The sequence below is a fragment of the Bacillus halotolerans genome (assembly GCF_001517105.1).
Taxonomy (GTDB): domain Bacteria; phylum Bacillota; class Bacilli; order Bacillales; family Bacillaceae; genus Bacillus; species Bacillus halotolerans.
Genome location: NZ_LPVF01000008.1, coordinates 235,089 through 247,690 on the forward strand (window position 1 = coordinate 235,089; position 12,602 = coordinate 247,690).

11 protein-coding genes, 1 pseudogene and 1 riboswitch are annotated in these 12,602 nt (G+C 44.4%); of the genes and pseudogenes, 5 read left to right on the forward strand and 7 right to left on the reverse strand.

The window, feature by feature from the left end; genetic code table 11:
* Positions 1–127 precede the first annotated feature (127 nt).
* The 3 genes and pseudogenes from AU387_RS03745 to AU387_RS03755 all read right to left on the reverse strand — a co-directional run bounded on the left by AU387_RS03745 (position 128) and on the right by AU387_RS03755 (position 3,003).
* Positions 128–937 carry an ABC transporter ATP-binding protein gene (locus tag AU387_RS03745; protein ID WP_024122821.1) on the reverse strand — a complete coding sequence of 270 codons (810 nt, stop codon included), beginning with the start codon at positions 935–937 and terminating at the stop codon, positions 128–130.
* 14 nt (positions 938–951) lie between these two features.
* Positions 952–1,962: a FecCD family ABC transporter permease gene (locus tag AU387_RS03750; protein WP_059334874.1), complete on the reverse strand. Its 1,011-nt coding sequence runs from the start codon at positions 1,960–1,962 to the stop codon at positions 952–954.
* Positions 1,962–3,003, reverse strand: a pseudogene (locus tag AU387_RS03755) (FecCD family ABC transporter permease). Before AU387_RS03755 ends, AU387_RS03750 begins: the two are co-directional and overlap by 1 nt.
* A 213-nt stretch (positions 3,004–3,216) precedes the next feature.
* Here AU387_RS03755 and AU387_RS03760 point away from each other — a divergent pair.
* On the forward strand, positions 3,217–4,164 hold the full coding sequence (locus AU387_RS03760) for an iron-hydroxamate ABC transporter substrate-binding protein (protein WP_059334876.1): 948 nt from the start codon (positions 3,217–3,219) through the stop codon (positions 4,162–4,164).
* A gap of 358 nt (positions 4,165–4,522) precedes the next feature.
* Here AU387_RS03760 and AU387_RS03770 read toward each other — a convergent pair whose 3' ends face one another.
* Together AU387_RS03770 and sspJ are read right to left on the reverse strand one after the other, a co-directional pair.
* Positions 4,523–5,932: an amino acid permease gene (locus AU387_RS03770; RefSeq protein WP_024122826.1), complete on the reverse strand. Its 1,410-nt coding sequence runs from the start codon at positions 5,930–5,932 to the stop codon at positions 4,523–4,525.
* A 104-nt stretch (positions 5,933–6,036) separates the two neighbouring features.
* Positions 6,037–6,216: riboswitch (Lysine riboswitch) on the reverse strand.
* Between the two features lie 116 nt (positions 6,217–6,332).
* Positions 6,333–6,473 (reverse strand): small acid-soluble spore protein SspJ, encoded by a 141-nt coding sequence (sspJ, locus tag AU387_RS03775; RefSeq protein ID WP_010331863.1) that lies wholly within the window; start codon positions 6,471–6,473, stop codon positions 6,333–6,335.
* 166 nt (positions 6,474–6,639) lie between these two features.
* On the opposite strand from sspJ, the gene AU387_RS03780 reads away from it, so the two are divergent.
* Positions 6,640–7,122, forward strand: coding sequence for a metal-dependent hydrolase (locus AU387_RS03780; RefSeq protein ID WP_024122827.1), 483 nt, complete (start codon positions 6,640–6,642; stop codon positions 7,120–7,122).
* A 102-nt stretch (positions 7,123–7,224) separates the two neighbouring features.
* On the forward strand, positions 7,225–9,081 hold the full coding sequence (locus AU387_RS03785; protein ID WP_059334879.1) for an LTA synthase family protein: 1,857 nt from the start codon (positions 7,225–7,227) through the stop codon (positions 9,079–9,081).
* Positions 9,082–9,107: 26 nt separating this feature from the next.
* Here the strand turns inward: AU387_RS03785 and AU387_RS03790 are convergent, their stop codons facing one another.
* Positions 9,108–10,034: a substrate-binding domain-containing protein gene (locus tag AU387_RS03790; RefSeq protein ID WP_059335362.1), complete on the reverse strand. Its 927-nt coding sequence runs from the start codon at positions 10,032–10,034 to the stop codon at positions 9,108–9,110.
* A 110-nt stretch (positions 10,035–10,144) separates the two neighbouring features.
* Between AU387_RS03790 and modA the strand changes: the two genes are divergently transcribed.
* Positions 10,145–10,927, forward strand: a complete 783-nt coding sequence (modA, locus tag AU387_RS03795; RefSeq protein ID WP_059334881.1) for a molybdate ABC transporter substrate-binding protein — start codon at positions 10,145–10,147, stop codon at positions 10,925–10,927.
* The gene (modB, locus tag AU387_RS03800) at positions 10,899–11,591 is read left to right on the forward strand and encodes a molybdate ABC transporter permease subunit (RefSeq protein WP_139127438.1); all 693 of its coding nucleotides are present in this window, start codon (positions 10,899–10,901) and stop codon (positions 11,589–11,591) included. Before modA ends, modB begins: the two co-directional genes overlap by 29 nt.
* A 34-nt stretch (positions 11,592–11,625) precedes the next feature.
* Here modB and pgoN read toward each other — a convergent pair whose 3' ends face one another.
* Positions 11,626–12,456, reverse strand: a complete 831-nt coding sequence (gene pgoN / locus AU387_RS03805) for a glyoxal/methylglyoxal reductase (protein ID WP_044159103.1) — start codon at positions 12,454–12,456, stop codon at positions 11,626–11,628.
* Positions 12,457–12,602: the final 146 nt, after the last annotated feature.

Genomic DNA, 12,602 nt, shown 5'->3' on the forward strand with positions numbered 1-12,602 from the left:
TCTAACCAATATTATCTATTAATTCAAATAGACTTTCAATCTTTTTCTTCAAAATCTGGAATTAGCAAGGAAAATTATATTTTTACAGTTAAAAATAAAAAATCCCGGCGTCATACCGGGATTTTTCTTACACAGAAACAAGCTGTTTTTCAGTTTTAATCAGGTCATAAGTTAAGCATACTGGTTTATTTGTACGAGGATCAGTGACGATTTCGGCATCAATCTGGAATACCCGTTTCAAAATATCCGGCGTCATGACCTCCAGTGCGGTTCCTTCCTTGATGACCGTGCCTTTTTTGAGTGCAATCATATAATGGGAAAAACGGGCCGCATGATTCAGATCATGAATCACCATTAAAATCGTCCGCCCCTGTTCCTTGTTCAGCCTGTCAAGCAGCTGCAGGATTTCGAGCTGATGTGCGAGATCGAGATATGTTGTTGGTTCGTCAAGCAAAAGCAGCTCTGTCCCTTGTGCGAGCGCCATCGCAATCCACACGCGCTGACGCTGTCCGCCTGACAATGCCTCAATCGGACGCTCATGGTATTCCGCCATGCCGGTTTCTTCGAGGGCCCATTTGATGATGCGGCGGTCTTCATCATTTAATCTGCCGAAGCCTGATTGATGCGGAAATCTGCCGTACGACACCAATTCGTACACCGTTAATCCGCTCGGAGCCTCAGGCGTCTGCGGCAGAATGGCCATATCCTTCGCAATGTCCTTAGTAGACATTTTATGAATCGCATTGCCGTTTAAGTAAACGGCACCTTGATGTGAGCGCATAATTCTGGACATCGTTTTTAATATCGTTGACTTTCCGCAGCCATTCGGTCCAATTAAGGTTGTTATTTTCCCTTTAGGAATGGATATATTTAAATCTTCTACAATCAGCCTGTCGCCATAACCGATCCCAAGCTGTTCCGTTGATAATGAATTCAAGTTCGGTCCCCTCCTCAATTCGATTTCATCAATAAATAAATAAAGTAAGGCGCACCTAAAACGGAGATGACAAGTCCGACCGGAATTTCTGACGGGGCCAACACATTTCTCGCCAGCGTATCAGCCAGCAGAAACAGAAACGCGCCGATGAAGGCGGAAACCGGTATAAGCGTCTGGTGGCGGGGACCGGTAAGCCTTCTTGCCACATGCGGTGCAATTAATCCGAGGAACGCGATGCCTCCTGCAGCTGCGACACAGGATGCGGCAAGAGCGACCGCTGCCAGAAGGAGAATCCGTCTTTCCTTTTCAACAGCAGTGCCAAGTCCGGTCGCTAATTGGTCTCCCAGCTGTAAAATGTTCAGATAGCGTGCTTTATATAAAGTAAAAGGAAGCAAGATCACAATCCAGGGGAGTACCGCCCAGATCATGTTCCAATTGGCCCCCCATATCGAGCCTGATATCCAAACTGCAGCCTGCATAAAGTCATGCGGGTCCATTTTGAGCTGAAAAATAAGCAAAAGGGCATTAAATCCGGCATTCACACCGATTCCGACTAGGATCAGCCGAATCGGAGTCACACCTTTTTTCCAAGCCAGAAGATAAATGAGAAACGCGGCGAGGAACGCGCCTGCCAAAGCGCTGAACGGCAGCATAAACGTCCCTAAAAAGCCGAGATCTGATGCTGATCCTTGAAAAAAGTAAATAAAGAGCACAACAGCAAGCGAACCCCCGGCGTTAATCCCGAGAATACCGGGTTCAGCCAAATCATTTTGAGACACGCTTTGCAAAATGGCTCCGGCAACAGCGATACCCGCCCCAACAAGCAACGACAACATTATTCGCGGCAGCCTGAACTCAAATAAGACAAGCTCATCCCGTGCCGTCCCTTGGCCGAAAAAGACCTTGAGCGTTTGCAATGGGGCAATTTTAATGACACCCAGATTCAGACTGATAAAAAAGACAAGCACGATCAGCAGAAAAGTCACTGCTATCACAACAAGAGGTTTTTTCGTTTTCGTTTTCATTACAGCCCTCTCCTTTCACGACGTGCCAAATAAAAGAAAAAGGGAACACCGATGAGGGAGGTCAGCGCGCCGACAGGCGTTTCAAACGGCGCGTTCACGAGTCTGGCCGCAATGTCAGCAAAAACAAGCAAAACAGCGCCAAGCACCGCCGAGCAAGGAATGATCCACCGATAATCAACCCCTACCAAAAACCTTGTGATATGAGGAATGATCAGTCCGATAAACGCGATGGTGCCGGCAATGGAAACAGCAGCTCCCGTCAACACCACAACGACAAGCATGCCAACCAGTTTCACCGCTGATGTATACTGCCCAAGCCCCTTCGCCAGATCGTCACCGAGGCTTAACACCGTCACAGACCGGGCAATGATAAACGCAAACGTCAAACCGACAGCTCCTGCAATAACCAGAAGCTGAACGCCTGACCATTTCACACCCGCTACCCCGCCTGCGTACCAAAAGCTGACATCCTGTGCTACATCAAAACGGAGCGCAATTGCGGTTGAAATGCCCGTAAAGAAATAACTGACGGCCGTTCCGGCAAGAGCAAGCTTTACAGGCGTGAGACCGCCCCTGGAAAACATGCCGATGCCCAATACCGTCGATGCCCCCAGTCCCGCGCCCGCAAAGGACCACAGCACAAGCCCGAAGGCAGAAAGTCCTGGAAAAAAAAGCAAACGCAATCGAAATAGCAAAAGCAGAGCCCGATGTTATCCCCATAATAGAAGGCTCCGCCAATGGGTTTCTCGTCATGCCCTGCATGATCGCCCCAGACACGGCTAACAATGCGCCGACAAGCGCGGCAGCAGCCGTTCTTGGCAGCCGAAGATCGTGTATGATTTGGTGTGAGGTTTCATTTGGCTGGAAATGAAAGATGGCGTCCCACACAGTCCGTAAATGGATATCCGCAGCACCGAGAGAAATGGACAGCATCGTGCCGAAGCATAATAAACATACCCCCGCAACAAGCACAATGACCGCACCAAACGACCGGGATGTCCATTGAATTTCTTCATCTGATATCATCTGTTTATTTTTCATGTGACTCAACAGCCGTACTTCCTTTCGATAATGATAATGATTATCAATTGCTGTTTCAGTATATCACTTTTTTCCGCTGATTTAATAGAGCGTTTTGATAAAAACGAAAATATAAATGCAATAATATCGTGTCAACTGGCAATTATAATGGTATAATCACAGATGATAATGATTCTCTTTATCATCTATTTTTTTGGAAAGAAGGTATGAGATATGACCCATACATACAAGAAGCTTGGTGCCGCTTTTTTTGCTCTTTTATTGATTGCAGCGCTGGCAGCCTGCGGAAATCACTCAGAAAGCAAAGGCTCTTCCTCTGATTCAAAAGACGAAGAAACCGTTACATACAAGGCTGAAAACGGAAATGTGAAAATTCCTAAACATCCTAAACGGGTGGTTGTCATGGCTGACGGCTACTACGGAGACTTCAAAACACTGGGCATCAACGTCGTCGGTGCACCTGAAAATGTATTTAAAAACCCTTACTACAAAGGTAAAACCGATGGTGTCACAAATATCGGAGACGGCACTTCTGTTGAAAAAGTGATTGATTTAAAGCCTGACCTGATCATCGTTTGGACAACACAAGGCGCCGATATTAAAAAGCTCGAAAAAATCGCACCGACTGTTGCGGTGAAATACGATAAGCTCGATAACATCGAACAGCTGAAAGAATTCGCAAAAATGACAGGAACGGAAGATAAAGCGGAGAAGTGGCTTGCCGAGTGGGACAAAAAAGTTGCGGAAGCCAAAACAAAAATCCAAAAAGTCATCGGTGACAAAACGGTTTCTATTATGCAAACAAACGGCAAAGACATTTATGTATTCGGTAAAGATTTCGGAAGAGGCGGAAGCATCGTCTACAAAGATCTTGGTTTACAGGCCACAAAGCTGACAAAGGAAAAAGCCATTGACCAAGGCCCAGGATATACCAGCATTTCTTTAGAAAAGCTCCCTGACTTCGCCGGAGATTACATTTTCGCGGGTCCATGGCAATCAGGCGGAGACGATGGCGGCGTATTTGACAGTTCCATCTGGAAAAACCTCGATGCTGTCAAAAATGATCATGTCTATAAAATTGACCCGATCGGCTTCTATTTCTCAGACCCGATTTCACTAGAAGGACAGCTGAAATTCATTACGAAAAGCTTAACCAAATAAACAAAGAGCCGCACTGATCTGCGGCTCTTTTCTATATTGCAAAGAAACCGACAGGACGGAGCAGCTCATATTAAACCGCATCGCATATTTTCTTTCTCAATTCATATTAAGCTGCATCATCATCGCCGTAAGTTTTTTCAACGGTCTTTATATCGGAAAGCCTTTGTCCTTCTCCATTTTTATCTTAGTGCTGGCTTTGTTTCATTTTCTGGAGAAACTGAAAAAGCGTTTTTTGCATATTCGAATGTCTCTATCACTGACAGCGTTCCTGTCCCCTATTTTGTGTATGGGACTCATAACAGGAGAAATAAACGTTTTTATAAAAAAGACACCTGACTGCATTGTCAGGTGTCTTTTTTTATGCTTGTTTTTCTTTCGAGAATTTCTTAATCACAAACGGATAAATTGCCAGACCGACAAAGAACAAACCGATGCCGAGAATAAATGTCGTTAAATCCGCTGTACCTGTTACGATAACAAACAATGAGTATACACACGCTAAAATCGCGATCAATCCGTCTTTTACCCGGGAACCTTTCAGCTGATCATACGTTTCGCCTTTTATAACAAGCTTCAGGCTGTAAATCGCAGACACTAAATACGGAATTAAATACGCAAGGGTCGCCGCTGTCGTTAAAAACGTAAATGCGTCACTTATTGTCCGGGAAATAACAGAGAATATAAAGACCTGTGACATCACATTTGTAATGATCAGTGAAATAACCGGGCTTCCCTTTTTATTTGTTTTCGCAAAGACCGCCGGAAAATCTCCTGCTTTAGCAGCTTGGTACGGAACTTCAGAGCCAAGCAAAATCCAGCCGAGCATCGTTCCGAATAAGCAAAGAATCGCCAGCAGCGCCATAATCACGCTTCCTGCGTTTCCGACAATCGCATACAGCACATCAACGAACGGTTTTTCAGATCCGACAAGCTTATCGTGCGGCAGAACCCCCATTGTGATCAATGTGACAATAATGTAAATGCTTAACGCGATCAACAAACCTGTGATGGTCGCACGTTTCACATCACGCTGAGTACGCGCGCGTCCAGACAAGATCACTGCTGATTCAATTCCGACAAACGCCCATAGAGTAGAAATGGCGGCGTTGTGAACCTGTCCGCCGATGCCAATGCTTGTGCCGTTCTCACCTTGAATCGGAAAATAAAAATGATCGAATAATGTCGTTTGAAATACAAACAATCCGGCAATGATAAAGAAAACAAAACCTAATACTTTTGAAAACGTTGTGATAAAGTTTAATTTACTTGCACCGTTAATGCTTGCAACAAGAATCGTGTGCGTTCCCCAGAGCAAAATCGTACATACTGCAAACGTCAGCAATTGGCCGAGTGTCACCTCTTGGCTGCCGACAGCAAACAGTACACGTTTATCAACTAAAATCGGGAAAAACGAAGTCAAGTAACCGGCAAGACTTGTGATAATCGCCACGTTACTGATCCAGCTCGCCACCCAGTAGCCCCACACCATTGTGAATCCGGCAGCGTTCCCTTTCTTCGGATCAGAAAACAGCGCTCTCGCATAACTTTGCGGTCCCGCTGTCAGCTCAGGCTTGCGAATGGACAAGTGCCCGAAGACAAGCGCAATCATCAGCACGCCCGCACCTGTCAAAAGCCAAGCGGACGTAGCGCCAAGCGGACTTGCAATCGAAGCAAGCGAACTCGGCAGGGAGAAAATCCCCGATCCAACCATATTTCCAACGACAAACGCCGTTAATAACCAAAAACCCCATTTTTTTGTCTGTTCCATTCCAGTACCTCCAATGATTCTTTGTACGGACCAGAACCCGAGATCATGTAAACACAAAAAAAGCCTGAACAAAAGTCCATGCTTAAAGAAACACACACCCTTGATCTCCGGATAGCCCTCCGCGAAAAAGCACGCGGCAGTCCTGCACTTATTCAGATACAGTCCCAGCATAGAGAAGGATCGGCTTTCTCCACACTTCGGCGCTGATGCCTTTTACACATGTTTAACAGCTCCTGTCAGCCTGGCATGTGTGACTCATCATCCGCGCAACCTCTACCTCACTGAGAAAGAGTGAGGATTTATTTATTCAGTTACTCCCAGAAGGTTATCAAAGAAAGAATGATCTGTCAAAGGGAACAGATGGAAAATGCGGATAGAGCCAAGCCCTATCCGCATGCGGTTAGCGATTATTTTTCTTTTTTTGTACAGCTTCTTGAAGCGGATCATCTTTAAGAGCTGAACCGGCATCCTCAAGAGCTCCTTGGATTACGTTTTTTTCTTTTTCAGAACGTTTACCTTTATCTTTATTAAAGAAAGCCATTCGTATCACCTCTTTTAGAAAATAGGTACATCTTTAAGATGCCTTTTTCTCAGGAAATTATGCGGCTCATTTTTTTATCGGCCAAAGTTCTGTTGCTCAAACATACATTCTCTTGATATATTTGTAATTCAGAGATTTTTGCAAAAGATAAAGGAGAAGCGGGTAAATGACAGGAAAAACACACATCATGGGAGGCATCGCTTCTTGTACCGCAGCGGCTTATTATTATGGATTTGACCCAGTACTCATGGCGGCGTCCGGCGCGGTTGGCGCATTAATTCCCGACATCTGCCACACGCAAAGTAAAATCGGAAGAAGATTTCCTATCTTATCGAAAATTGTCAGTTCCGTATTTGGCCACCGCACCTTTACACACAGCCTGCTGTTTCTGCTCATCATGTTTTTTATCACAGCCACATATATTCCGGATAAAAACATATCAGCAGGGCTGATGATCGGAATGGCAAGCCACTTGGTTCTGGATGCCTGGACAGTGAACGGCATCAAATTGTTATTCCCTTCAACCATTCGCATACGGCTGCCGCTGTATATGAAGACAGGCAGTTTTTCCGAACAGCTTGTGTTGGCCGGTCTGACAATAGCATCATGCTATTATTTTTATATGCTGTTCCATGGGCGTATGTTTTAAACACGAGTGCTGAAGCTTGTCTAAGAAGACTGTTTTTAGTAGGTTTTACATAAGAAGCATCTCATGGCAGATGTTCAAGAAAACGTGAGGAGTTATCAATTGATGAAAGGAACCTTTTTTCACAATCAGCGTTTTTTAAGTTTATCCATCTTATTCATGTGGATCAAAACTTATGTGATCTATAAACTGGGTTTTGATTTGCAGATCGACTCTCTACTGCAGGAGCTGATTCTGCTGATCAATCCGCTTAGCTTCATACTCCCTCTATTTGGGATTGGACTGCTTTTAAAAGGCAGCAAGCAGCGCATCTTTTTGCTGATTGCCAATTTGGTTCTGACTGCCATTTTGATCTCCAACACGATTTTTTATGGCTTTTATATCGATTTTATTACCATCCCGGTTTTGTTTCAGGCCAGCAACATGAGCGATATGGGCAGCAGTGTAAAAGAACTGTTCAATCCTTTGTTCATCGCTCTGTTTGCGGATTTGGCTTTTCTTCTGCTGCTCTCCAGAAAAGAGAAGAGTCCCGAATCGAAAGCGAACCCCCGTACGGTCAAGCGGTACTATGCTGCTTCCTGCGGGATTCTTATATGTACGCTGGGGCTTGCAGAAATTGAACAGCCGAAGCTATTAGCACATTCCTTCGACCGGGAAGTGCTCGTCAAAAGCATTGGCCTGTTTCAGTTCCACATCTACGATACCATTTCTCAGACTGTCAATATGAGTGCGAAGGCATTTGCCGATGAAGACAGCCTCTCTACAATCAAAAACTATACTGAGGCTGACTACAGCAAGCCTGATCAAAGCAAGTTCGGACTGGCAAAGGGACGGAATGTGATTTTTGTGACGCTTGAATCAACTCAAAGCTTTGTTCTGAATGAAAAGGTAAACGGAAAAGAAATTACCCCGTTTATGAATGACCTGATGAAAAAGAGCTATTCCTTTGATCATTTTTACCAGCAAACAGAGCAAGGCAAAACGTCTGATTCGGAATTTATCGTCGCTAACTCTCTATATCCTTCACTAAGCGGCGCCGTCTTTTTTACGAAAAGTGACCATCAATTTCATACGATGTACAAATCACTCAAGCAGAATGATTATTATTCAGCCGTCTTTCACGCCAATCATAAAACATTTTGGAACAGAGATGTGATGTATAAAACGTTTGGGATTGACCGCTTTTTTGATGTCGATGAGTTCCATGTGACTCCCGAAACCTCAACAAGCTGGGGATTAAAGGATAAGGAATTTCTGGAACAGTCAGCTTCTAAACTGAAAAGCCTGCCGCAGCCGTTCTACAGCAATTTCATCACATTGACGAACCATTTTCCGTTTGAAATTGATGAAAAGAATCAGCTGATTGATGAATATGATTCAAGCAGCGACCTGTTAAACCGCTATGTGACGACGGTTCGCTATGAGGATGAAGCACTGAAGCATTTTATCAAAAAGCTCAAGGATGAAGACTTATACGAAAACTCGATGATTGTCTTTATGGGAGATCATTACGGCATATCAGAAGCCCATAATAAAGCTCTGGCTGAGTTTTTAGGAAAACGTGAAATTACGCCATATGACACCATCCAGCTTCAGCGGGTGCCGTTTATCATTCATATTCCTGGAATCACTGATCAAAATCCGGAAACAATCTCCGATGCCGGAGGACAGGTTGACGTCAGGCCGACTCTGATGCACCTGCTCGGAATTGATACAAAAGGTGATATTCAGTTTGGCAATGATTTGCTGTCAAACAACCGAACGCCATTTGCCGTGCTGAGAAACGGCAGCTTTATCACGAACGATTATGTATATACGAAAAACACATGCTACAGCCAAAAAACAGGAGAAGTGTTAGAAAATCAAGATGCGTGCGCTCCCTATAAAGAAAAAGCAAATGAAGAGCTGTCTCTCTCTGATAAAATGTTAAACGGAGACCTTCTGCGTTTTTATGGTCAATAAAAAAATCCCTTTACGAGGGATTTTTTTCATGTTTCGTATATCACTTTACCTGTCAGCTTCGTTTGATAGCCATTAAGATGAGACAGGTTGGCCTTATATTCTTCCGATTTCAAGATGCTCTTTACAGCTTCAAGCAGCTGCTGGTGTTTTTTCAAAATGACAATGTCGTATTGTTCCTCGATGAGCGGGATAAAATCAACGCTTCCCATATGTGCCGCGTGCTGCGCCCCGATTCCCGCGTCTGCATGTCCGCTCGAGACTTGGGAGGCAACAGCATAATGATCAGTCACAATGTCACTGTAGCCCTTGACGTCTGAAGGTGTCACACCAAGCAGACCAAGCTGTTCGTCAAGCAGCACTCTTGCGCCCGATCCTTTTTCTCTGTTGATGATGCGGATGTCGGTTCGTTTCAGGTCATCCCAGCCTTGTATGTTTTTCGGATTTCCTTTTTCAACATATAAGCCGGCTTTGCGAAGGACAACATTCATCTGACAAAACGGTTCGCCTGACAGAATGCGTTTGACATAAGGCGTATTATATTGAGCGGTTTCCGCATCGTACAGATGAAGACTGACAATGTCGCATTTGCCTTGGTACATGTCAATGAGGCTGTTTAAGCTGCCTTTGTATTGGCGGAGCGGCGTCTCTTGAATGGCACTTTCCAAATGCTTGCTGAGCAGATCCATCGATATATCCTGTCCGCTGATGACGACATTCCGCCTTCCCTCCGGCATCGGCTCCTGTGCCTTTCTCGGTTCTTCGGGTGAAGACACAGGCTGAGACATTCTCATGTTCGCCTTATATTGCTTTAAATCTGCTTCATCGACACGCATCTGTCTTCCGACACGGTAAGCAGGGATCATGCCTTTTTTAATCAAATCATAAACGGTCAGCTTTGATACCTTCAGCAGACCAGCAACTTCTTCTATCGTATAGGAAGAGGTTTCATTCATCATCATCACTCTCCTATTTCATTATACCTTTTCGGAGAATGTAAAAAAACCCACATACCCCAAACATAATCAGTTATAATTAGATATAACTAATTATAAGGGGTGCAATCATGTTTAAGAAGTATTTCATTCTGACCGCAGCATTAACTGCTTTTCTGCTTGCAGCAGGCTGCTCTGCCAGCCAATCATCAAGTGACAATGAGAAAAAAGTGACCTTAACTGTCTCAGCAGCTGCCAGTGCCCAGGATGCACTCGAGGAAATTCAAAAGAATTACGAGAAAACCCATCACAATATTACGATCCAAGATAACTTTGGCTCATCAGGTGCCTTGCAAAAGCAATTTTCTCAAGGAGCCGGGGCCGATCTGTTCTTCTCAGCCGCTGAGGACAAATTCCAAAAGCTTGTAGATGATGGGGATATCGCTAAAAAAGACAGCACTCATTTAGTCGGAAATGAAATTGTGCTCGTTGTGCCTAAGGATGGAGATTCACCAGTCACAGGCTTTGACAATCTGACTGATTCAGAAAAAATTGCTCTCGGGACTCCAGAATCTGTACCGGCAGGAGCTTATGGAAAAGAATCACTGACAAAGCTGTCTCTTTGGGACAAAGTAAAGGATAAGATCGTGTACGGAAAAGACGTTCGCCAGGTTCTTTCATATGTAGAAACAGGCAATGTAGACGCAGGTGCCGTTTATAAAACAGACGCGCTGATCTCTAAGAAAGTCAAAATCGTTGACGAGGCAAAAGCTGATACACACAGCCCGATCGTTTATCCGTTAGGAATTGTAAAAGATACGAAACACCATAAGGAAGCGAAGGAATTTTACGATTACCTGCAAACAGATGAAGCGATGAAAGTGTTTGAGAAATATGGTTTTACTGCTGAATAACATCAGCATTTCAGAATTCTTCACGCCGGTTATGCTTTCCTTTCAAGTGGCGGCGGTCGCCGGAATCGCGGTGATCATTCTCGGAACTTTGGCGGGGGCATGGATGTCACGAGCATCATTTTTCGGAAAAACCATACTCGAAACGATTTTTATGCTTCCTCTCGTTCTTCCGCCCACCGTTGTCGGTTTTATTTTGATCGTCATGTTTGGAAAGCATAGCTTCATCGGACAAGCGATCGAATGGATCTTTCATCAGCCCGTGATTTTCACCTGGTGGGCTGCTGTGATTGCGTCTGCTATCGTGGCTTTTCCGCTTATGTATCAATCGGCCAAAACCGGATTTTCCGATATTGACCCCGATATAGAGGGAGCGGCAATGGTAGACGGAGCAAGCAGATGGAAGGTGTTTATCCATATCTCCATTCCGCTGGCGTATCCATCGCTGCTGACCGGAAGCATTCTCAGTCTGGCGCGGGCGCTCGGTGAATTCGGCGCCACCTTAATGTTTGCCGGGAATATCCCGGGTGTTACCCAAACACTGCCGACAGCCATTTATGTCGCTTTGGATTCCGGCAACAACGCACTTGCATGGGCGTGGGTCGTCTGTATCATCGTGATTTCCTTTCTGATGCTGTTTTTGATTCAACTGAAAAAAACGCACTAAAAAAACTCCCCGTGTGCAGACGGGGAGTTTTTGATTAAAACAGAAGCTCATCGGGGTTTGGACCGACACGTTCATCTTGATTTAACGCATCAATCTTGTCCATGTCTTCTTGAGACAATTCGAAATCAAAAATATCAGCGTTTTCGATAATACGGTGTTCTTTAATCGATTTTGGAATCGTTACAACTTCATGCTGAAGATCCCAGCGCAAAATCACTTGTGCTACAGATTTATTATATTTTTCAGCGATCTGTGTCAGCACTTCGTTATCAAGCAGCTGGCCCTGCATAAGCGGAGACCATGCTTCCAGCTGGATGCCTTGCTTTTTGCAGTAGTCTCTTAATTCTTTTTGCGTCAAACGAGGGTGAAATTCAACTTGGTTCACCATCGGTTTGATTTCAGCATCTTTCAAAAGCTCTTCTAAATGATGAACTTGGAAGTTGCTAACGCCGATCGCGCGGATTTTGCCGTCTTTGTACAGCTTTTCAAGCGCGCGCCATGTATCTTTATACTTATCCTTTCCAGGCCAGTGGATTAAATATAAGTCTAAATAATCAAGCTGAAGTCTTTCAAGGCTTTTTTCAAAGGCAGCAAGCGTTGTGTCGTAACCCTGATCTTCATTCCATACTTTTGATGTAATGAAGAGCTCTTCTCTTGCAACACCGGATTCTTTAATGCCGATGCCTACACCTTCTTCATTTTTATAGACAGCCGCTGTATCAATGCTGCGGTAGCCATTTTTAATCGCAGCTTTAACCGATTCAGTCGCTTCACTTCCGTTTTCTACTTTAAATACACCAAGACCGAACCAAGGCATTTCAACTCCGTTATGTAGCTTTACAGTATCTTTTAAACTTGTTGCCACTTGAACATCCACCCTTTCATCGAAATGTAAGCGTCTATATTATCTCACATTCCTCTCAGCAGATACCAATAATACGCTTAAGAGCCTCTTTTTGCTTCTTTTTTCATACAGACGTTTTTTATTTCATAGTAAACAATGCGCATTTA

Bases quoted from the DNA above. Each gene is read 5' to 3' on its own strand.
- AU387_RS03770 (WP_024122826.1), bottom strand. From the start codon at position 5,932: ATGGAACAGACAAAAAAATGGGGTTTTTGGTTATTAACGGCGTTTGTC.
- AU387_RS03785 (WP_059334879.1), top strand. From the start codon at position 7,225: ATGAAAGGAACCTTTTTTCACAATCAGCGTTTTTTAAGTTTATCCATC.
- AU387_RS03790 (WP_059335362.1), bottom strand. From the start codon at position 10,034: ATGAATGAAACCTCTTCCTATACGATAGAAGAAGTTGCTGGTCTGCTG.
- AU387_RS03780 (WP_024122827.1), top strand. From the start codon at position 6,640: ATGACAGGAAAAACACACATCATGGGAGGCATCGCTTCTTGTACCGCA.
- modA (WP_059334881.1), top strand. From the start codon at position 10,145: ATGTTTAAGAAGTATTTCATTCTGACCGCAGCATTAACTGCTTTTCTG.
- AU387_RS03760 (WP_059334876.1), top strand. From the start codon at position 3,217: ATGACCCATACATACAAGAAGCTTGGTGCCGCTTTTTTTGCTCTTTTA.
- sspJ (WP_010331863.1), bottom strand. From the start codon at position 6,473: ATGGCTTTCTTTAATAAAGATAAAGGTAAACGTTCTGAAAAAGAAAAA.
- AU387_RS03750 (WP_059334874.1), bottom strand. From the start codon at position 1,962: ATGAAAACGAAAACGAAAAAACCTCTTGTTGTGATAGCAGTGACTTTT.